The organism is Pseudomonas sp. H1_D04 (assembly GCF_054683855.1).
Genome location: NZ_CP162826.1, coordinates 391,654 through 412,797, shown reverse-complemented (window position 1 = coordinate 412,797; position 21,144 = coordinate 391,654). Strand labels below are relative to the sequence as shown.

The following is a 21,144-nucleotide window of genomic DNA, read 5'->3' as shown; positions in this document are numbered from 1 at the left end:
ACTGCATTGCAACCTGCTGTGCCTATGATCGGTCGCCTGGTGGTGGTCGGCCTGGGGTTGATCGGCGGCTCCTTCGCCAAAGGCCTGCGTGAAAGTGGGCTATGCGGTGAAGTGGTCGGCGTCGACCTGGACCCTCAATCGCGCAAGCTAGCGGTTGAGCTGGGCGTGGTGGATCGCTGTGAAGCGGACCTGGCGCTCGCGTGTCATGGCGCGGATGTGATCCAGCTAGCGGTACCGATCCTGGCCATGGAGAAGTTGCTGGCGTTGTTGGCGGGTATGGACTTGGGGCAGGCGATTCTCACGGATGTCGGCAGTGCCAAAGGCAATGTGGTGCGCGCGGCGCAACTTGCATTTGGCGGGATGCCCGCGCGCTTCGTACCGGGCCACCCGATTGCAGGTTCCGAGCAGAGCGGGGTGGAGGCGTCCAATGCGCAGTTGTTCCGTCGGCATAAAGTGATCCTGACGCCGTCGGAGCAAACCGATCCCGCTGCGTTGGCGGTGGTGGATCGTCTGTGGCGTGAGTTGGGGGCGGACGTCGAGCATATGCAAGTCGAGCGCCATGACGAAGTGCTAGCGGCAACCAGTCATTTACCGCATTTGCTGGCATTTGGTCTGGTGGACTCTTTGGCCAAGCGCAATGAGAACTTGGATATTTTCCGCTACGCAGCCGGTGGTTTCCGCGATTTCACGCGAATTGCCGGCAGCGACCCGGTGATGTGGCACGACATCTTTCTCGCCAATCGCGAAGCGGTGTTGCGTACTCTGGACACTTTCCGCAGTGATCTCGACGCCCTGCGCGATGCAGTGGATGCGGGTGATGGTCATCAATTGTTGGGCGTGTTCACCCGTGCGCGGGTGGCGCGTGAGCATTTCAGCAAGATCCTGGCGCGCCGGGCCTATGTGGAAACCGCTGTGAGCGCCGACGAGTTGACCTTTGTCGCCAACCCGGGTGGCCGCCTGAGCGGACGCATCCGTGTGCCGGGCGATAAGTCGATTTCTCATCGGTCAATCATGTTGGGCTCATTGGCCGACGGCGTGACCGAGGTCGAAGGCTTCCTTGAGGGCGAAGATGCTCTGGCGACCTTGCAGGCGTTTCGTGACATGGGAGTGGTCATTGAAGGTCCGCACCATGGGCGCGTGACCATTCATGGCGTGGGCTTGAATGGCTTGAAGCCGGCGCCGGGGCCGATTTACCTGGGGAACTCGGGCACGTCCATGCGGCTGTTGTCCGGCATGCTGGCAGCGCAAAGCTTTGACAGCGTGTTGACTGGCGATGCGTCGTTGTCCAAGCGCCCAATGAGCCGCGTGGCCAAGCCGCTGCGGGAGATGGGCGCAGTGATCGAAACCGGGCCGCAAGGACGTCCGCCGCTGACCATTCGTGGTGGGCAGTCGCTCAAAGGTTTGGACTATGTGTTGCCGATGGCCAGCGCCCAGGTCAAATCCTGTTTGTTGCTGGCCGGGCTATACGCCAAAGGCAAGACCGCAGTGACCGAGCCAGCACCTACTCGCGATCATACCGAGCGCATGTTGCGCGGTTTTGGCTATCCCGTGAGGGTGCAGGGTGCTACCGCAGCGGTTGAGTCGGGTCATACGCTGACTGCTACCCGTATTGAGGTGCCGGGGGATATTTCCTCGGCGGCGTTTTTTATGGTGGCTGCGTCGATTGCCGAGGGTTCCGAGTTATTGCTGGAACATGTCGGCATCAACCCTACCCGTACCGGGGTGATTGATATCCTGCGGCTGATGGGGGCAGATATCAGCCTGGAGCACCAGCGCGAAGTCGGTGGAGAACCTGTCGCAGACCTGCGTGTGCGTGCTGCGGTTCTGAAGGGTATCGAGATCCCGGAAGCGCTCGTGCCGTTGGCCATCGATGAGTTTCCGGTGTTGTTTATTGCGGCGGCCTGCGCTGAAGGTCGGACCGTTCTGCGTGGGGCTCAGGATTTGCGCGTGAAGGAGTCCGACCGTATCCAGGTGATGGCCGACGGTCTGCTCACGCTAGGCGTGAAGTGTGAAGCTACCCCTGATGGGATTATCATTGACGGTGGCCTGATGGGCGGTGGTGAAGTCCATGCCCATGGCGATCACCGGATTGCCATGGCGTTCAGCGTAGCGTCCCTGCGGGCGACTGCGCCGATCCGTATCCGCGACTGCGCCAATGTTGCTACGTCCTTTCCGAATTTTCTTACACTGTGTGCCCAAGTCGGCATCCGTGTTGCCCAAGAGGCTCAATTGTGAATATCAAAGCACCGGTGATTACCATCGACGGGCCAAGCGGCTCGGGCAAAGGCACCATCGCCGGCATCCTGGCCAAGCGCCTGGGTTGGTGTCTGCTGGATTCCGGCGCGCTGTACCGGTTGCTGGCGTTTGCCGCACGCAACCATGGCGTAGACCTGACCAATGAAGAGTCCCTGAAGCTGCTGGCGGCGCACCTAGATGTGCAGTTCGTCGGGGCGACGGAAGGTCATCCCCAGCGCATCATCCTGGAAGGGGATGATGTGACGGATGATTTGCGCAACGAGCAAGTCGGTTCCTGGGCATCCCAGGTTGCCGCGCTCCCAGCTGTGCGTGACGCGTTACTGCAGCGTCAGCGGGCTTTTCAGGAGCCGCCGGGCCTTGTGGCCGATGGTCGCGATATGGGTACCGTGGTGTTTCCCGAGGCACCGCTGAAGATTTTCCTGACGGCCAGCGCCGAGGAACGAGCTCGCCGCCGCTACTTGCAGTTGAAGGGCAAAGTCGATGGTGTTAGTCTGTCGAGTCTGCTAGATGAGATCCGTGCACGCGATGAGCGTGATACCCAGCGTGCAGTAGCCCCGCTAAAGCCGGCGGCTGATGCCATACAGTTGGATTCCACGGAGTTGTCCATCGAGCAGGTGCTGGAACGCATCTTGAGTGAAATCGCCATTCGCGATATCGCCGGGTGATCAAGAAGGCCGCAGGGGACCAGTCATAGTCCTGCGGTGGCTTCTTTTAACTGAAACTGACCCACGCCGTCTGGGGTGTGGAGATGGGCGTATTCTTCGCCCTTATCAACAGGAATTAAAATGAGCGAAAGCTTTGCGGAACTCTTTGAAGAAAGCCTAAAAACCCTGAACCTTCAGGCAGGCTCCATCATCACCGGTGTTATCGTTGATATCGATTACCAAGCTCGCTGGGTAACCGTTCACGCTGGTCTGAAGTCTGAAGCTCTGATCCCGCTGGAACAGTTCTACAACGATGCTGGCGATCTGACAATCAATGTCGGTGACGAAGTTCACGTTGCTCTGGACTCGGTTGAAGACGGTTTCGGTGAAACCAAGCTGTCCCGTGAAAAAGCCAAGCGCGCTGAATGCTGGATTGTTCTCGAAGCAGCCTTCGCAGCTGAAGAAGTGGTCAAGGGCGTTATCAACGGTAAGGTTAAAGGCGGCTTCACTGTCGACGTTAACGGCATCCGTGCGTTCCTGCCAGGTTCTTTGGTCGACGTTCGTCCTGTGCGCGACACCACGCACCTGGAAGGCAAAGAACTCGAATTCAAGGTCATCAAACTCGACCAGAAACGCAACAACGTTGTCGTTTCCCGTCGCAGCGTTCTGGAAGCAGAGAACTCCGCCGAGCGTGAAGCTCTGCTGGAATCCCTGCAGGAAGGCCAACAAGTCAAAGGTATCGTCAAAAACCTCACCGATTACGGCGCATTCGTCGATCTGGGTGGCGTCGATGGCCTGCTGCACATTACCGATATGGCTTGGAAGCGTATCAAGCATCCTTCCGAAATCGTCAACGTTGGCGACGAGATCGATGTAAAGGTTCTGAAATACGATCGTGAGCGTAACCGCGTTTCCCTGGGCTTGAAGCAGCTGGGCGAAGATCCATGGGTTGCTATCAAAGCTCGCTACCCAGAAAGCACTCGCGTTACCGCGCGTGTTACCAACCTGACCGACTACGGCTGCTTCGCTGAGCTGGAAGAAGGCGTGGAAGGCCTGGTACACGTTTCCGAAATGGACTGGACCAACAAGAACATCCATCCTTCGAAAGTCGTACAAGTCGGCGACGAAGTGGAAGTTATGGTTCTGGACATCGACGAAGAGCGTCGTCGTATCTCCCTGGGCATCAAGCAGTGCAAATCTAACCCATGGGAAGATTTCTCTGGCCAGTTCAACAAGGGCGATAAAATCTCCGGCACCATCAAGTCGATCACCGATTTCGGTATCTTCATTGGTCTGGACGGCGGCATCGACGGCCTGGTTCACCTGTCCGACATCTCCTGGAACGAAGTTGGCGAAGAAGCTGTTCGTCGTTTCAAGAAGGGCGACGAGCTGGACACCGTTATCCTGTCGGTTGACCCAGAGCGCGAGCGTATCTCCCTGGGTATCAAGCAACTGGAAAGCGATCCGTTCTCCGAGTACGTTCAAGAGAACGACAAAGGCGCAATCGTTAAAGGCACTGTGAAAGAAGTTGACGCCAAAGGCGCCATCATCGTTCTGGCCGACGATATCGAAGCGACTCTGAAAGCCTCCGAAATCAGCCGTGACCGCGTTGAAGACGCGCGCAACGTTCTGAAAGAAGGCCAGGAAGTAGAAGCCAAGATCATCAGCGTTGATCGCAAGAGCCGCGTGATCCAACTCTCCATCAAGTCGAAAGATGAAGTGGAAGAGAAAGAAGCAATCCAGAGCCTGAAATCGGCTCCGGAAGCTGCAACCGGCGAGACCACTATGGCCTCCCTGCTGCGCGAAGCAATGGCTAAGCAGAACTAAGTTCTGTAACGCTATAAAAAGGGCGACTTCGGTCGCCCTTTTTTGTGCCTGGAATTTGTTGATTTAACAAACGAGAACCAAGGCGCGCGGCTCAGTGTCAGAGTCACTATAGCCTTGAAAAAAGCTCGCCCGGAATAAGGATCTCAATGAACAAGCTTGTCGTGATGCTCGCATTGGTAATGCTTGTCGGCTGCTCTGTCACTAGCGCTAAAACTCACGTCAGGCGCGGTGTCAGCGGCATTGAGGTGGATTGCTCTGGCCTTGGTAATGATTGGGATAAGTGCGAACAGCGCGCCGCTCGTGAATGCAAGATGCAGGGCTACAAGGTTATCACCCGGTCAAGCGACGCCAAGGACGAAGAGGGCGACTATTTTTTCGGCTTGAACCCGGCTGGAGCTGTCACCCGCACGATGCTTGTGATCTGCAATTAGGCGCGTTACTTGTTCGATACTTATGTTTATTCAGCCAGGAGATAAGTTGAAACATGGGCTGTTCAAATTCATCAAGTCATGCTAAAACCTTCGAAGCGCTTTTCCTAGCTGCTTGAAAAAGAAGGGAAAAATATGACGAAGTCGGAGTTGATCGAACGAATTGTCACCCACCAAGGGCTGCTCTCGTCCAAAGATGTTGAGTTGGCTATCAAGACCATGCTTGAGCAAATGTCTCAGTGCCTGGCCACTGGGGATCGTATTGAGATTCGTGGGTTCGGGAGCTTTTCGCTGCACTATCGTGCGCCTCGTGTAGGTCGTAATCCAAAGACGGGCCAGTCAGTCAGCCTTGATGGGAAATTCGTGCCTCACTTCAAGCCGGGCAAGGAGTTGAGGGATAGGGTGAATGAAGACGAGGAAGACGGCGTCTGACTCGGCTATCTATTGTTATGGAGGCGAACGCTATGGCTAGAATATTACGGATTCTTTTAGGTGTGGTCTTAATGGTCATTACCTTTGCAGTCGTTGGGTTTGTTTTGGAAAATCAGCAGGCTGTTGTGCTCTCATTCTTTGGTTGGTCTACCGGTGAGGCCCCAGTAGCCGTGTTTGTTGTATTTGCGTTGATTATCGGCATGTTAATCGGTCCATTCTTAGGCCTGTTTAAGCGAAGCGCTGCGCCGCGTGACCTTGGTACGGCCAAGCGCTTATGAAGGGCGGGGGGCGGAGCATCCTTCGGGATGTGGCTGACGTCTTCGCTGATCCTGAGCTTAATCCATTGGAAATAGCTGCTTGTTAATTGGTTTGAATGGGTTCGTTATCAAGAAATTTTACGCACTCTTGCCTTTCCTTGTTCCTATTGCGTACGGTGCACTGCCGTAATTTTCGCCATAGCCGCTCAGATAATTCTTACAGTAAGTTCAGAGCTTTTACGAATGTAGTTGCTCTGTGTTGAATAAAAGGTTTTGCACTATAATAAATGGCCTTCTCAGTGATATCGGACCTGGCGCTAGTTATTTTATCTGTACAGTTCTCAATTTTATCGGGTTGGCATTTCTCAGGTAACGAACGAATCACTGCCGAGGATGTTGAAATTAAGGCCCTGCACCTTGAGGTCACTCGTGGGTGGCTGTTATGTCGCTGTTGCGTCACTGAGTAGAGTTGAGTGGCAAGGCGTAGTAATGACTAGCGCTCAACGTCGAATCTTCAAGACCCAGTGCTAAAACTTGGTGTGCTAAGTATCATGAAAAACCTATCAGAGCTAGGTAATTCAGATTTGATCAGTAGGTGGGTCAATGCTGTCTGCAAATGGATTATGAGAATAATAGCTGAATACTACACTGGGCTGCTATTGATTCATTCAATGATGTATGAAATCCATACATTTACGTACTTACCGATTCACGGCAGGCCTGTGTGAAATACCTATGTTATATGCTCGGTGTCTTAATTGTCTTCCCATTGAAGATTTTAAGCGTTGGTAGCGTGAACTATAAGTTTGATGAGATTTTGCTTGTTTTTATTTTTGTTATTTTGTTTTGTACTCGGCGTATAGCGTTTAGGCCATTGGTGTATTGTGGTTTAATATTTCTATACTTTGCATATGGCACGCTGGCTATATTGGATAGTGGTCTCGTTACTAATTATCAGGTTTACTTTCGCCTGCTTCAAATCGTGCTAATCATTGTTGTTATGTCAATTATGTCTGACGGCGAAAGGGTGAAGATGCTTAACGGTATTGCCAGTTGGGGACCAGTCTTCGCCTTATGTATAGTCTTCTATCTCATTTTTATATCTGGCTATTCTTTTGATCTGCTGTTTGGTAATCAACAGTACTACAAAGACTTTTTTAATGGTGAAAACACATTTTTGAGTGTGCACATAAACACTGTCGGTACGATTTTGCTATTGTCGATCTATCTGAACTTGTTAAAGTTCCAGGTAACTAGAAATAAAGTATACATATTGCTTTCTGCTATTATGCTGTTGCCTTCGATAATGCTTTTGTCCAAGGGGGACCTGCTTGCCATTTTAATAGCATCCGTCTTTCTTTGTTTTTCAAAACTAAAAATAGCGTATTTGTTTTTTGTGTGCTTGGCAGCTGGTGGTTTAATAGCGAGTTATAGTTTAAATTTTGCTGAATTTGACCCGACACGAGAAGCCCTATATAGCACTGCATTACAAGCATTTATTGATAATCCATATGGATATGGAATTGGTACAGAGCGCCAAGTGATATTCGCTTACTCCGGGATAAATTATCCAGCACATAATTTTTTACTAAGTGCTGCACTAGAGGCGGGGGTTTTAGGTGTTGTTTTTTTCTGGCATTGATTCTCTACAGCTACCGAAGAAACAAAGACCCAGTGGCGAGGGCTTTTTTAATAGCATTTGTAGTAGTTGGCTCGTTTGGTAATGTTATGTATTTTTATAAATACCATTTTGTCTTTTTTATGATAATAACTGGTTTTTATGATCGGGTGTACTGTCAAGCTGTTGCGTTGCGAGTTAAGGCTTCCGGCGCAATCGGCACACATTAATTGGGGCGAGTAGTAATGGCTAAGGCTAAAATCGGGATTGTTATTGCTACTTATAATAGTGGGCGTACGCTGCGCGAATGTTTAGATAGCATTCAAGCGCAAGATTTTGAAGATGTAGATTTGTATGTTCAGGATGGCGGTAGCACTGACGATACGCTGGCGATTTTAAGTGAATATGACTTCGTCCGATTCTCCAGTGAAAAAGACTCTGGAGTATATAGCGCCTGGAATAAAGCATTGAAGCAGGTGAATGCTGAATGGATAGTGTTTATGGGCAGTGATGACTATTTCAGCTCTCCGTCCGCGTTATCCTCCGTGCTTGAATATCTTGACGCCGCGGATCGGCAGGATTTGAGGTTGGTTTACGGTAGAAATATACTCGTCGATCAATCTGGCGGCTTGATTGATGAGGTTGGAGTTGCTTGGAGTGAGGCAAAAAATGATTTATCCAAGAGGATGACCATTCGTCATCCTGGTTGTTTTCATCATGTATCCTTGTTTGAGAAAATCGGCGGGTTTAATGAGAATTATAAGGTAATAGGTGACTATCATTTTATTTTACGCGCTCTCGTCGGTAGCGATGCAGGGTTCTATCCTTTCTCTATCGTGTCCCACCGAGTGGGAGGGCTCAGTAATAAGCCAAGCTTGATGATGTCGATCATTCGTGAAAATTTTAGGCTTCGAAAAGAGTTGGCATTAACTCCGTTGTATCTAGTTGACGGAATTTTCATAAAACGGTTGGTTATTTTTTTGATGAGCTGTGTTTTGGGTGATCGTGGAGTAATGAAACTGCTGTCCATTTATGGTGGGATTGTGAAGAAATGAAAATCTGCTATGTGGTTCCTGCAATCGTCAATAAGGCCCCTATTCTAGTAGCCTTGCAATTGTGCGAGCAGATGCTTCGTCGTGGGCACGATGTCACCGTTCTTTATTTTGACGAGCGTGTCGATATAGGTTTTTTGGAAGGCGCAAGATTCGAGCGAGTGAGTTTTTATAAAAAATTTGATTTTTCGGGTTATGACATAGTTCATTCCCATCTCTTGAGGGCTGATGCATTTGTATTTAAAAATAAATCATTCTTTTCGAGTGTTCGTTATGTGAGTACGCTGCATAATTACGTAGAGAAGGAACTTTATTTTCATTACAATAAACTTGTTTCTGTTGTGTTTAGTTTCGTTTGGAATGTGTGCTGGACGAGGCATGACCGCCTTGTCGTGTTAAGTGACCATTCTATGCAGTATTACTCCAAGTTTTCATATAATAAAAAACTCTCCAGGGTTTACAATGGCAGGGATATCGTTGTTAATTATGAATTGATCGAAGATTGGTGTGCCGCTGAGATAAATAAGCTGAAAAACAAGGTTGATTTTTTATTAGGTACGTACTGTGTGCTCACCGCAACAAAAGGTGTCGATCAGTTAGTGAGATTGTTGGCTCTTAATACTAGGCTGGGGCTTGTGGTTATTGGTGACGGTCCAGAGAAAAATATCTTACAGGATCTTAGTGTTTCTCTAGGCGTCGATAGTCGCTGTGTTTTTATTTCATCAATCCCCTATGCACATCAGTGCAATGTTTTTTTTGATATATTTGCGATGCCTTCTCGTTCTGAAGGCTTTGGGCTTGCTCTGATTGAAGCGGCTCTCCACTCAAAGAAAATAGTGTGCTCTGATATTCCAATCTTTCGCGAGCTTTTTGATGAGGATGCGGTTTCTTTTTTTGAACTAGACGATATTGTCGGTCTTAATGCTGCGGTTGTGCAAAGTTTGGCCGAAGAGTCAAAAGGCTCGGTTGTTCTGAGTGTTGCTTGTGAAAAATATAGTTCTTTTACAATGGCATCGAACTATCTTGAAGTTTATGAGGAGCTAATGCGTGGCTAATGTCAAAGTTCTAGTTACAGGTGGGTCCGGTTTTATAGGGACTAACTTGGTGTGTCGGTTAAAGATATTAGGGTATAAGGTTATAAGTTTGGATGTGGCTCAGCCCAGAAATCTAGATAACCTTGATGTTCATCTCTGCTGCGATATTTGCGATGTGGATAGTGTCAGAGAGGCTTTTGATTCGTTTAAGCCGGATTATGTCTTTCACCTCGCAGCACGTACAGATCTCCGGGGCAAAAGTTTGGACGATTATCCCGAAAACATTGTAGGTGTCGAGAACTTGTGCTCGGTACTGTCTTCGGTGGACTACGTTAAGCATGCAGTCTTCGCTTCCAGTATGTTGGTTTGTAAAGCAGGTCACATACCATCGTCAATAGAAGATGTTTCTCCAACTACAGTTTATGGGAAGAGTAAGGTCCAAGGGGAGTGCATTGTCAAGAAATGGATCGATCGCATCCCTAGATGTTCTATTGTAAGGCCTACATCTATTTGGGGGCCTTGGTTCGGAGAGCCGTACCGTAACTTCTTCGACATAGTGCTTGCTGGTCGATATATTAGAATTGGAAAAAAAATCAAGTACAAAGACGTATGGGTATGTCGAGAATTGCGTAAATCAGATGATTTCAATTTCTCAGCAGCCAAATAATACGGTCGAATATTATTACATAGGTGATGCAAAGCCTTTGAATGTAGATGAATGGAGTTTGAGTATCGCATCGCTTGCAGGCGTTAGACGTCCAGTTAAAGCACCGATGTTTTTTTTCTATTTCTTGGCGTTGATTGGTGACGTTTGTAACTCAGTAGGATTGAGATTTCCGTTTACTAGTTTTCGTCTGAAGAATATGACAACTGATAATGTCGTCGATTGTTCTCCAGCCGAGAAGTCAAATTCTTATCCTGTTGTGGATAAGCAGGAAGGTATTAAAAAGACGCTGTCATGGCTAAAGAATTCCTCGGCCAATTAATAACTTAGCTGGCCGATATTGCGTTGGGTTACGTTCTAAGATTCGTTCATGTTTTTGGTTTTCTGAATGTTTATAGCGTCTTTATCCAGCGCCTGAGTATGGGCTGGTTTGATCGTCGAATAACGAAACTTTACTGTGCTTGCGCCGGAGAGCCCTTGAATTTCAAATCTGTAATTTCTCAAGTCTTTTCAGTGTGTCAAGATCATGCTAAAGTTATTGGTGTTGCTGAAGATGTGTTCGTGGCGGTCTTGAATCCCGCTGTCGGACCTAGTAGCTTCTTGTAAGCGTTCATGGGTAGAGGCTTTCAGAGCCAGCGTTGACTATATACTTGTATTTCTAGAGCCATTATTTATCAGTAAATATAATCGAATGGTTTCTAGGATGAGTTTTTTTGAAGTAAGATTTATGTGTTAAAGGGTTATGCCGCATGAATAGCGTTCTTAAAAATGTAGCGGCAAATTTTTTGGGGCAGGGTTGGGCTGCTCTTATGGGTATCTGTTTCGTACCCTTGTATCTTAAGTTTATTGGTATTGAGGGTTACGGGTTAATAGGCTTTTTCGTCATTCTATCTTCTGCTATGTCGATGCTTGATGGCGGATTTGGTGCTGTGGCAACTAAAGAGGCCTCTGTTTATGAGTCGGCTTCGTCGCTGGAAAAGAAAAAAGTTATTCTATTGTTGAGAAGTGTTGAGTGGGTTTTTTGGGGTATTGCACTCACTGCTGGTGCGGTGGTGATATTGTTAGCGCCGCTGATTTCCAATTATTGGTTGGATATAAGTCCTGATAAGCTGGATTCTGTGACTCAATCGTTAAGAGTAATGGGTGGGGCGCTTGTTCTTCAGTTTCCTATAGCATTTTACTACGGTGCTCTTACAGGTCTTCAAAAGCAGGTTGAATTAAATATTGCAACTTCCATCTTTGCGACTTTCCGTTCGGGTGGAACGGTGTTGGTCTTGTGGCTGGTTTCTCCAACGGTTGAATGGTTTTTTATTTGGCAGTGCGTAATAAATCTTTTGACTGTTTTTATTTTGCGTATTCAACTCATTCGCGAGTTGGCAGGCTGGACGGATTCTATTTCTTTCTCTCTTGATACGCTTCGCCGCCTTCGAGGTTTTGCAGTGGGAGTAGGGGCGACGAATGCACTTGCGTTTCTACTGATGCAAGCGGATAAGATAGTTTTGTCAAAGACGTTGTCATTAACAGATTTTGGTTATTACATGCTAGCTTGGACGCTGGGTACGATCGCTTTCAGGCTTATATCTCCAGTTTTCAATGCTTATTACCCGAAGATAGTGGCATCTGTTGCTTCTGGTAGTGCCGTAGAGGCATTTGGCTATTATATTAGGGCGAGTCAAATACTGTCGATGTTGGTAATACCGTTTTCTGTATGGATTGCATTTTACAGTCATCAGGTGCTTTCGTTATGGACGCAGGATCAACATATTGGCGCTGCGGCGAGTGGGCCCTTGATGATACTGGTTCTCGGCACCATGATTCATTCATTCATGAATATGCCTTATGCATTGCAATTAGCTCACGGATGGACGCGTTTCAGCGTCTGGCAAAACTTTATAGCTGCCGTTCTTGTGGTTCCATTAACGTATTATTTGGCTGCCTCTTATGGCTTGGCGGGCAGTGCTTGGCCTTGGCTATTATTGAATATCGGTTTTTTTACCTTCTGTCCTCCGATTGTCTTTAAGAAGTTAAATATTAAACCTGCGAAGACCTGGTACATAGACGCCATTTTTATTCCGTTGGTTATTTCGGTTTCGCTACTCTATTTTTTTAAATGCGTTTTTGATCTACTCGCTATCGATAATCCCGTTGTGATGTTGTTGTCGCTAGGGATAACTTATATTGCAGTGGCACTTCGTTTGTTTGTTTTTAGTCTTGATATTCGAAAGATAACTTGGCGAAATTCGGTGTGATATAGGTTTTACATAAATGATAGGCTTACTTTGATAAGTAGTCGTTCGAAATTTAATGCAATGCAAGCTCGATTTTAAACAGATTGGGCTTTGTTTTCTTTCGGGAACAGATATATGCGAGTTGCGTTCGATCACCAAATATTCTCATTGCAAAATTATGGGGGTATCTCTCGTTATTTTGCTCGTATCGCCGAGCAGATGGTTGGCGCGAGTAATGATGTGGGTATTTTCTCACCTCTTCATCGCAATGCCTATCTGAAGGAGTTACCCGAGGGAATTGTTCGTGGCCGCTGGATGGAAAAATACCCGCCTCATACGGCTCGGCTGATACTCGCTTACAACCGCCTTAAAGGGCGGTCGGAAATGAGTCGTTGGCAGCCTCAGATAGTGCATGAGACCTATTACAGTCGCCGCCCAAGTTTTGTCTCGGAGAAGTGCCCGGTCGTACTAACGGTTTACGATATGATCCATGAATTGTATCCCGAAAGCTTTTCATCTCAAGATAAAACGACCGCGCTCAAGCAGCAGGCTGTCGAGCGTGCTGATCACGTTATTTGCATTTCGGAAAGCACACGTCAGGACCTTATGCGGTTGTTTGCAGTCCCCGAGAGTAAGTTGTCAGTCGTTCATTTAGGCTTTGAGCAATTTAAAAAAGTTTCGGATAAAAAATATTGCGATTTGCCCAGGCCCTATTTGCTGTATGTTGGCGCACGCTACGCTTACAAAAATTTCGCCGGATTGCTCCGTGCCGTAGCACGCTCCAAGCGATTAAAGTCCGATTTTGATATTGTCGCTTTTGGCGGCGGAGAGTTTTCTCAAGACGAACAGGCGTTGATGCAAAGTCTTGGTTTTAGTGCGGGTCAGGTGCGGCAGATCGGCGGTGATGATGCGTTGCTGGGGCAGCTCTATGAGGGTGCAAAGGCCTTTGTTTATCCTTCTGTTTATGAGGGCTTCGGTCTTCCACCTTTAGAGGCAATGGCGCACTCTTGTCCTGTTGTCAGCAGCAGCACCAGTTCCATGCCTGAGATCATCGGCAATGCGGGGGCTTTTTTTGACCCCGGTAATGATGACGAAATGGCTGTGGCGATAGAGAGAGTGGTTTACTCTGACAGCGAAGTTGCGAGGTTGGTGGGGCTCGGTCTTGAGCGCTTAAACCATTTCTCATGGCAGCGGTGTGGCCAGGAAACACTATCGATCTATAATTCATTACAAAGGTAATACTTTGGAATACTCAGAAAAAACCGCCCTGATTTGCGGTGTGAGCGGCCAGGATGGTGCTTATCTCGCGAGGCTGTTGCTTAGCAAGGGCTATACCGTCTGGGGTACTTCTCGGGATGCGCAGGGATCTTCATTCGTCAATCTCAAGCGACTGGATATCTTTCCTCAGGTGAAACTGCTGTCGATGGTACCTGAAGACTTTCGAAGCGTTTTCATGGCTCTCAAGCGCAGTCAGCCTGATGAAGTCTATTATCTGGCGGGGCAGTCGTCGGTTGGTTTGTCTTTTGAGCAGCCCGCCGAAACGATCCAGAGTATTACCTTGGGTACGCTCAATATGCTTGAGGCCTGCCGGATGACAGAGCGTCCGATTCGCTTTTATCAAGCAGGATCAAGTGAGTGTTTTGGGGATACCAACGGTGAGCCCGCCGCTGAGGGGATGGCGTTCCACCCTCGTAGCCCTTATGCAGTGGCTAAGTCTTCGGCGTTCTGGTTGGTCGATAACTATCGTGAAGCTTATAATCTCTTCGCCTGTACAGGGATCTTGTTTAATCACGAATCTCCATTGCGCCCCTCTAGATTTGTAACACAAAAAATTGTAACGACAGCGAAACGAATTGCTGCTGGCTCTGATGAGCGATTAACTCTTGGACGCCTGGATATCGCTCGAGATTGGGGGGCCGCCTCAGAGTATGTCGATGCGATGTGGAGGATGCTGCAGTGTGATGAGCCGAGCGATTTTGTGATAGCCACGGGTCAAACCCATACGCTTGAAACCTTTGTTGCTGAGGCGTTTACACAGTTGGGCCTCGATTGGAAGGCTTATGTCGATCAATCCACTGAATTTTTCAGGCCTACTGATCTATTGGTCAGTCGAGCTTGCCCCGCTAAGGCCGAGCAGGTCTTGGGGTGGAAAGCCCAGTCGACGATGCCTGATGTCATTACCAGCATGTTAAATGCGATTTAATAGTAAATCTAAGAATTTTAGGACGTAGATATGACCCTGAAAAAAGCGTTAATTACTGGGATCACTGGCCAAGATGGCTCGTACTTGGCTGAACTTTTGCTGGAAAAAGGCTATGAAGTTCACGGCATCAAACGACGCGCATCGTCCTTCAATACGCAGCGTGTTGATCATATCTATCAGGATCCGCATGTTGATAATCAGCGTTTTATCTTGCATTACGGGGACCTTACTGACTCGTCGAACCTGACCCGTATTATTCAGGAAGTTCAGCCCGACGAGGTTTACAATCTGGGAGCACAGTCACATGTGGCTGTGAGCTTTGAGTCGCCGGAATACACTGCTGATGTCGATGCGATGGGTACGCTGCGAATTCTTGAGGCCATTCGTTTGCTTGGGCTTGAGAAAAAAACCCGTTTCTACCAAGCCTCCACCTCTGAACTCTATGGCTTGGTACAAGAGACCCCACAAAAGGAAACCACCCCTTTTTATCCACGGTCGCCGTACGCCGTTGCCAAACTTTATGCCTACTGGATCGTGGTTAATTACCGCGAAGCCTATGGCATGCACGCATGTAACGGGATTCTTTTCAATCACGAGTCGCCACGACGTGGTGAGACTTTCGTGACCCGTAAAATCACTCGTGGCTTGGCAAATATTGCTCAGGGACTTGAGCAGTGTCTCTACATGGGCAACATGGATGCGCTTCGCGATTGGGGTCACGCGAAAGACTATGTTCGTATGCAATGGATGATGCTGCAACAAGATGTTCCCGAAGATTTTGTTATCGCAACCGGCGTTCAGTACTCGGTGCGTGAGTTCATTCGCTGGTCTGCCGCTGAACTGGGACTGACCTTGCGTTTTGAGGGCACTGGCGTAGATGAGCGGGGCATCGTGGAATCTATTGTTGGCGACAAGGCACCTGCGCTGAAAGTCGGAGATGTACTGGTTAGTGTCGACCCGCGCTATTTCCGCCCCGCTGAAGTTGAAACGCTGCTTGGCGACCCTACCAAAGCGAAAACAAAGCTGGGTTGGGTGCCAGAAATTACCGCCCAGGAGATGTGTGCTGAAATGGTTCGCGAAGACTTGAAAGTCGCCCAGCGTCACGCGCTGCTGAAGAATCATGGTTACGATTTGCCGGTGTCGTTGGAGAATTAATATGTCACGTCAATTGAGCGAATGTGTTTTTGTTGCTGGCCACAAGGGGATGGTAGGTTCGGCCATTGTTCGACGCCTGCGAGCGTTGGGTTACACCAATATTGTGACCCGCGACAGGGCTCAATTGAATCTGTTGGACCAGCTTGCGGTAATGAATTTTTTTGCTGAGACCAAGATAGAGCAAGTCTATATGGCCGCTGCCAAGGTGGGTGGCATTCATGCGAACAACACCTACCCGGCTGAGTTTATCTACGAAAACCTTATGATGCAGGCAAACGTCATCCATGCTGCGCATCAGCACGACGTACAAAAAATGCTATTCCTCGGTTCGTCGTGTATTTATCCCATTAACGTCAAGCAACCGATGCCTGAAGAGGCGCTCTTGACGGGAACGCTTGAGCCTACCAATGAGCCTTATGCCATTGCGAAGATTGCCGGGATCAAGCTATGTGAGAGTTATAATCGCCAATATGGACGCGATTATCGCAGTGCTATGCCTACTAACTTGTACGGTCCTAATGACAACTTTCACCCGCAGAACTCCCATGTAATACCCGCACTCTTGCGTCGCTTTCACGATGCCGTCGAAGAAGGCGTTGAAGAGGTTGTTATATGGGGTAGTGGTTCGCCGATGCGTGAATTCCTGCATGTGGATGATATGGCCAGTGCGTCGGTCCACGTCATGGAGTTGGATCAGAACCAGTATGGCGCCTATACCCAACCGATGCTTTCTCATATCAACGTAGGTACGGGCGAAGACTGCACCATTCGCGAACTGGCTCAAACCATCGCGAAGGTTACTGGGTTCAAGGGGCGCCTAAGCTTTGACAGCACAAAGCCAGACGGGCCGCCAAGGAAACTGATGGATGTTTCGCGTCTTGAGCGATTGGGGTGGCGTGCGAGCATCAGCCTCGAAGAGGGGCTTCGCGACGCATACGCCTGGTTCTCCGAGAACGCCTTGCACGCTCGCTCGCGCTAGCCTTTGTTGCTTGGGGTGGCTCGTCGGCTTGCGCATTTTTTCAAATGGCGCCGGCACCGTAAAGTTTAGGTTTCAGGCGTTGACCTGGTCCACTTTTAGTGGCTATTAGTGAGCGCGCTTATGTTGCGGCGTCGATCTCGGCCTTAAGGATGTTTGAATGTTTCTTCCAGTAATCATGGCGGGTGGCTCAGGTACCCGGCTATGGCCACTCTCCCGTCAGTTGAACCCCAAGCAGTTTCTCCCCTTGGTGGATGCCGATATGACGATGCTCCAGGCCACTATCAAGCGCCTTGATGGGCTTGAGCATGGGGCGCCGCGATTGATTTGCAACGAACATCATCGCTTTCTGGCTGCCGAACAACTTCGGCAGTTGGGTCTGGACGACGCGAACATCATCCTTGAACCGGTAGGCCGCAACACTGCCCCAGCTATTACACTGGCAGCCCTGCAGGCACTCGCTGAGCATGATGATCCAATCATGCTCGTCTTGGCGGCTGATCACTTGATTCAAGATGTCGAAGCGTTCCAGAGCAGCATCGCTACGGCGCTTGCGCTGGCGGAGTCTGGCAAGTTGGTCACCTTCGCCATTACGCCTACGTCCCCTGAGACGGGGTATGGCTATCTTCAGCTGGGTGCGCCTGTTGGATCGGGAGGGTTCAAGGTCAGTCGTTTCGTTGAAAAACCTGACTTGGTTACAGCTCAGTCCTACCTCGCTCAGGGCGATTACTTCTGGAATAGCGGCATGTTCATGTTTAGAGCCAGTCGCTATATTCAGGAGTTGGAAAAATTTCAACCGGAAATTGTATCGGTATGTCGGGAAGCCTTGGCGGGTGGGCAACAAGATATGCATTTTACTCGGGTCGACAGTGCCATTTTCGCGACCAGCCCTGATGTCTCCATTGACTACGCAGTGATGGAGAAGACTTCAGACGCCGTCATGGTTCCTTTAGATGCCGGCTGGAGTGATATCGGGTCCTGGTCTGCTCTTTGGGAGGCAGGCGAGAAAAATGCAGACGGTAATCTGTTCAAAGGTGACGTGTTGTCTGAGAAAACCTCCGGCAGCTACGTTCATGCCACACATCGTTTGGTCACCACTGTTGGTGTAAACGACCTGATTATCGTGGAGACCAAGGACGCAGTCCTCGTTGCACACAAAGATCAAGTTCAGGAAGTTAAGAAGATCGTTGATCAACTCAAGGCGGGCAAACGCCACGAGCATACCGACCATCGCGAGGTCTATCGCCCTTGGGGTTTTTACGACTCTATTGATAGTGGCGAGCGCTATCAGGTCAAAAGAATTACCGTAAAACCAGGCGAGAAGCTCTCAGTGCAGATGCACCATCACCGCGCGGAGCACTGGGTGGTTGTCAGTGGTACTGCCCGCGTGACTAATGGTGATAAGACGTATCTCGTTACCGAGAACCAATCTACATTTATTCCTATTGGACAGATTCATGCACTGGAGAACCCTGGAATCATTCCGCTAGAACTGATTGAGGTTCAGTCGGGATCTTACTTGGGAGAGGATGATATTGTCCGGTTTGAAGATGTTTACGGCCGTGTAAAGGGTTGATGTGTTGAAAATTTCGATTATCACGGTCTCCTACAACAGCGAAAAAACGATCAGGGATACTATTGAGTCCGTATTGGCTCAGACGTATTTGAATGTCGAATATATAGTTATAGATGGTGGTTCAAAGGACAATACGATGGGTATTGTTGGTGAATATGCTGCGTCTATCGCAACCATCGTGAGTGAGCCGGATCGCGGCATATACGACGCTATGAACAAAGGTATCGCGTTGGCCACGGGTGATGTTATCGGCATTCTCAACTCCGACGATTTCTATGAAAGTCCTACATCGTTAGAGAGCGTTGCAGCCGCGTTTCGTCTGAATCCAGAAAGTGCGCTCGTCTTTGGTGATGTTGTTTTTGTAAATCCTGAGGACTTGCAGCGGGTCACGCGTGTCTATAGCGCTTCACATTTTCGCTCGTGGAAGCTGCGGTTTGGGTGGATGCCTCCCCATCCAGGTACATTTGTACGCAAAGAGGCTTACGCCGACGTTGGCGCTTATTCCATGTTGTACGCCATCTCCGCAGATTACGAGATGTTTGTTCGCCTGCTCCTGATTAAAAAACTCAGATTTTCGCATATTGATAAGGTCCTGGTTCGCATGCGCTCGGGCGGCGTCAGTACCTCCGGTATAAAAAGTAGTCTGAAACTAAATCGGGAAATTGTTCTGGCGTGCAAGCGTAATGGGATATACACCAACTTGCTTATGGTGCTGAGTAAAATTCCATTCAAATTGCTGGAATACCTAAAGCGCTCGGGGACAAAGAACTGATGGACCATATCTTTATTACCGGAGCTACCGGTTTTTTGGGTAAAGATCTGATCCGCCGTTTGCAATCAGATAAGAAGTATCGCCTGTCTGCCTCCGTGCGTACCGCCGCGACAAGGTTAGATAGCGACGTTTCGGCCCATGTCATGGGCGATATTGATTCGACGACCGCATGGGGGCAGGCATTGGCGGGTGTGGATGTTGTTGTCCACTGCGCTGCTCGTGTGCACATAACGACCGACGATTCTGCTGATCCGCTACAAGCTTTTCGTGACATCAATGTTAAAGCTACCTTGCACCTGGCAAGGGAGGCCGCCGCCGCCGGCGTTCGCCGTTTTGTCTTTATCAGTTCGATCAAGGTCAACGGTGAAGTGTCGCCGGCTGGCACACCGTTCTGCGCCGATGATGAGCCGAACCCGGCTGACGCGTATGGCCTGTCTAAATGGGAAGCCGAAAAGGGGCTTCTACTACTCGCTGAGGCCGTCGAGATGGATATCGTCATCATCCGGCCAGTGCTTATCTATGGCCCCGGAGTAAAAGCAAACTTTTTGAACATGATGCGTTTTCTGTCCAAGGGAATCCCGTTGCCTTTGGGCGCCATACATAACAAACGCAGCCTTGTCGCGCTTGAAAACGTATCGGATCTGATTGTTACTTGCCTGGATCACCCTGCTGCCAGCAATCAAGTCTTTCTCGTCAGTGACGGTGAAGACCTTTCTACGACTGAACTATTGCGCAGGTTGGCACATGCATTACACGCACCCGCCCGCTTGATTCCCATTCCTTCGCGCTTTTTGACGTTCGTCGCTAAGCTATTCCGCATGTCGGGGCTCTCTCAGCGCCTGTGCGGAACGCTGCAGGTCGATATTCGCAAGACCCGCTCGCTGTTGGGGTGGGCACCTCGTGTCAGCGTTGATCAAGCTCTGAATGGCGCAGCTCGACATTATCTGGATACGAATAAACGATGAATTTTCTCTGGTTGCTCCCTGTCCTGGCGGGCATTTCCCTTCTGTTGACGTGGCAGCTGCGCCGTTATGCATTGTCAGCAAGCTTGATCGATACTCCGAACGCCCGTAGCTCACATTCAGTACCCACGCCCAGAGGCGGTGGCGTCGCGATTGTGATCAGCTTTCTCGCTGCTGTGCCTGTGCTCGCTTTTGCGGACCTTATTCCCTGGTCATGGGCGTGGGGCATGTTGGGGGCTGGCCTGGGCGTTGCCGTTCTGGGGTTCATGGATGACCACGGGCATATCGCAGCGCGCTGGCGATTGCTTGGCCATTTCCTTGCAGCGGTATGGGTATTGTTTTTCCTTCAAGGCCTGGCGCCGCTAAAGATCTTCGGGCATTTGATTGACCTGGGTTGGCTAGGCAACTTCCTGGCTGTGCTTTATTTGGTGTGGTTACTAAATCTCTACAACTTCATGGACGGTATCGATGGTATTGCAAGCATCGAGGCGTTGTGTGCTTGCCTGGGAATGTGTGTCGTTTATGGCGTGGCTGGGCATGCACAACTGGTCTGGACGCCGCTGGTGTTCAGCATGGCGGTAGTAGGTTTTTTGTATTGGAACTTCCCTCCTGCGCGAATCTTCATGGGCGATGCAGGGAGTGGTTTTATCGGCATCATACTGGGGGCGTTTTCTTTACAGGCGTGTCTTATATCGCCTCAGTTGTTCTGGGCATGGCTGATAATGCTGGGAGTGTTTATTGTCGATGCTACCTTTACGTTGATACGTCGGCTGTTGCGTGGGGACAAGGTTTACGAAGCGCATCGCAGTCACGCCTATCAGTTTGCTTCCCGGCAGATCGGCAGGCACCGGCCGGTCACGCTGGCTGTTGCGTGTATTAATATTTTCTGGCTCCTTCCGGTGGCCCTGGCTGTAGTGTTGCTTGATTTAGATGGGGTTCTAGGCTTGGTTGTTGGTTATGTACCGTTGGTCTGGTTGGCAATAAAGTTTAATGCGGGTTCTTTAGAGCCAGCCAATACGCCCTGATTGTCATTAAGGCGCAGATGCGAATTAAGGTAGTC

General features: G+C 49.5%; 20 protein-coding genes. All 20 read left to right on the top strand.

What is annotated here, in order from left to right; all coding sequences use genetic code 11:
- The first annotated feature begins 24 nt into the window (after positions 1-24).
- The 20 genes from AB4N82_RS02015 to AB4N82_RS01920 all read left to right on the top strand — a co-directional run bounded on the left by AB4N82_RS02015 (position 25) and on the right by AB4N82_RS01920 (position 21,109).
- Complete coding sequence (locus AB4N82_RS02015) at positions 25-2,235, top strand: bifunctional prephenate dehydrogenase/3-phosphoshikimate 1-carboxyvinyltransferase (RefSeq protein WP_460105108.1); 2,211 nt, start codon at positions 25-27, stop codon at positions 2,233-2,235.
- Positions 2,232-2,921, top strand: coding sequence for a (d)CMP kinase (gene cmk, locus AB4N82_RS02010; protein WP_003172653.1), 690 nt, complete (start codon positions 2,232-2,234; stop codon positions 2,919-2,921). The genes AB4N82_RS02015 and cmk overlap by 4 nt, the downstream gene beginning before the upstream one ends.
- A gap of 120 nt (positions 2,922-3,041) precedes the next feature.
- Positions 3,042-4,727, top strand: a complete 1,686-nt coding sequence (gene rpsA, locus AB4N82_RS02005; protein ID WP_027604177.1) for a 30S ribosomal protein S1 — start codon at positions 3,042-3,044, stop codon at positions 4,725-4,727.
- A 146-nt stretch (positions 4,728-4,873) separates the two neighbouring features.
- Positions 4,874-5,158 (top strand): hypothetical protein, encoded by a 285-nt coding sequence (locus AB4N82_RS02000; protein WP_122764947.1) that lies wholly within the window; start codon positions 4,874-4,876, stop codon positions 5,156-5,158.
- A 132-nt stretch (positions 5,159-5,290) separates the two neighbouring features.
- Entirely contained in the window at positions 5,291-5,587 is a 297-nt protein-coding gene (ihfB, locus tag AB4N82_RS01995) for an integration host factor subunit beta (protein WP_032888918.1), read from the top strand.
- A 32-nt stretch (positions 5,588-5,619) separates the two neighbouring features.
- Entirely contained in the window at positions 5,620-5,865 is a 246-nt protein-coding gene (locus tag AB4N82_RS01990; RefSeq protein ID WP_032888920.1) for a lipopolysaccharide assembly protein LapA domain-containing protein, read from the top strand.
- 772 nt (positions 5,866-6,637) lie between these two features.
- Positions 6,638-7,486, top strand: coding sequence for a hypothetical protein (locus tag AB4N82_RS01985; protein ID WP_460104265.1), 849 nt, complete (start codon positions 6,638-6,640; stop codon positions 7,484-7,486).
- A gap of 221 nt (positions 7,487-7,707) precedes the next feature.
- Positions 7,708-8,517: a glycosyltransferase family 2 protein gene (locus AB4N82_RS01980; RefSeq protein ID WP_122764949.1), complete on the top strand. Its 810-nt coding sequence runs from the start codon at positions 7,708-7,710 to the stop codon at positions 8,515-8,517.
- Entirely contained in the window at positions 8,514-9,569 is a 1,056-nt protein-coding gene (locus AB4N82_RS01975; RefSeq protein ID WP_122764950.1) for a glycosyltransferase family 4 protein, read from the top strand. The genes AB4N82_RS01980 and AB4N82_RS01975 overlap by 4 nt, the downstream gene beginning before the upstream one ends.
- Positions 9,562-10,215 carry an NAD-dependent epimerase/dehydratase family protein gene (locus tag AB4N82_RS01970; RefSeq protein ID WP_460104264.1) on the top strand — a complete coding sequence of 218 codons (654 nt, stop codon included), beginning with the start codon at positions 9,562-9,564 and terminating at the stop codon, positions 10,213-10,215. Before AB4N82_RS01975 ends, AB4N82_RS01970 begins: the two co-directional genes overlap by 8 nt.
- A complete protein-coding gene (locus AB4N82_RS01965; RefSeq protein ID WP_460105195.1) occupies positions 10,109-10,534 on the top strand; it encodes a hypothetical protein in 426 nt (141 codons plus the stop codon). The genes AB4N82_RS01970 and AB4N82_RS01965 overlap by 107 nt, the downstream gene beginning before the upstream one ends.
- Before the next feature lie 427 nt (positions 10,535-10,961).
- Positions 10,962-12,461 carry an oligosaccharide flippase family protein gene (locus AB4N82_RS01960; protein WP_460104262.1) on the top strand — a complete coding sequence of 500 codons (1,500 nt, stop codon included), beginning with the start codon at positions 10,962-10,964 and terminating at the stop codon, positions 12,459-12,461.
- Between the two features lie 114 nt (positions 12,462-12,575).
- Entirely contained in the window at positions 12,576-13,679 is a 1,104-nt protein-coding gene (locus AB4N82_RS01955; protein WP_122764953.1) for a glycosyltransferase family 4 protein, read from the top strand.
- A 4-nt stretch (positions 13,680-13,683) separates the two neighbouring features.
- Positions 13,684-14,643, top strand: coding sequence for a GDP-mannose 4,6-dehydratase (locus AB4N82_RS01950; RefSeq protein ID WP_032888932.1), 960 nt, complete (start codon positions 13,684-13,686; stop codon positions 14,641-14,643).
- 30 nt (positions 14,644-14,673) lie between these two features.
- The gene (gmd, locus tag AB4N82_RS01945) at positions 14,674-15,798 is read left to right on the top strand and encodes a GDP-mannose 4,6-dehydratase (RefSeq protein WP_032888934.1); all 1,125 of its coding nucleotides are present in this window, start codon (positions 14,674-14,676) and stop codon (positions 15,796-15,798) included.
- Between the two features lies 1 nt (position 15,799).
- Positions 15,800-16,777 carry a GDP-L-fucose synthase gene (fcl, locus tag AB4N82_RS01940; RefSeq protein ID WP_032888936.1) on the top strand — a complete coding sequence of 326 codons (978 nt, stop codon included), beginning with the start codon at positions 15,800-15,802 and terminating at the stop codon, positions 16,775-16,777.
- A gap of 157 nt (positions 16,778-16,934) precedes the next feature.
- Positions 16,935-18,350 carry a mannose-1-phosphate guanylyltransferase/mannose-6-phosphate isomerase gene (locus AB4N82_RS01935; RefSeq protein ID WP_460104259.1) on the top strand — a complete coding sequence of 472 codons (1,416 nt, stop codon included), beginning with the start codon at positions 16,935-16,937 and terminating at the stop codon, positions 18,348-18,350.
- A 4-nt stretch (positions 18,351-18,354) separates the two neighbouring features.
- Entirely contained in the window at positions 18,355-19,122 is a 768-nt protein-coding gene (locus AB4N82_RS01930; protein WP_032889292.1) for a glycosyltransferase family 2 protein, read from the top strand.
- A complete protein-coding gene (locus tag AB4N82_RS01925; protein ID WP_122764955.1) occupies positions 19,122-20,087 on the top strand; it encodes a UDP-glucose 4-epimerase family protein in 966 nt (321 codons plus the stop codon). The genes AB4N82_RS01930 and AB4N82_RS01925 overlap by 1 nt, the downstream gene beginning before the upstream one ends.
- Positions 20,084-21,109, top strand: a complete 1,026-nt coding sequence (locus AB4N82_RS01920; RefSeq protein ID WP_032888941.1) for an MraY family glycosyltransferase — start codon at positions 20,084-20,086, stop codon at positions 21,107-21,109. Before AB4N82_RS01925 ends, AB4N82_RS01920 begins: the two co-directional genes overlap by 4 nt.
- Positions 21,110-21,144: the final 35 nt, after the last annotated feature.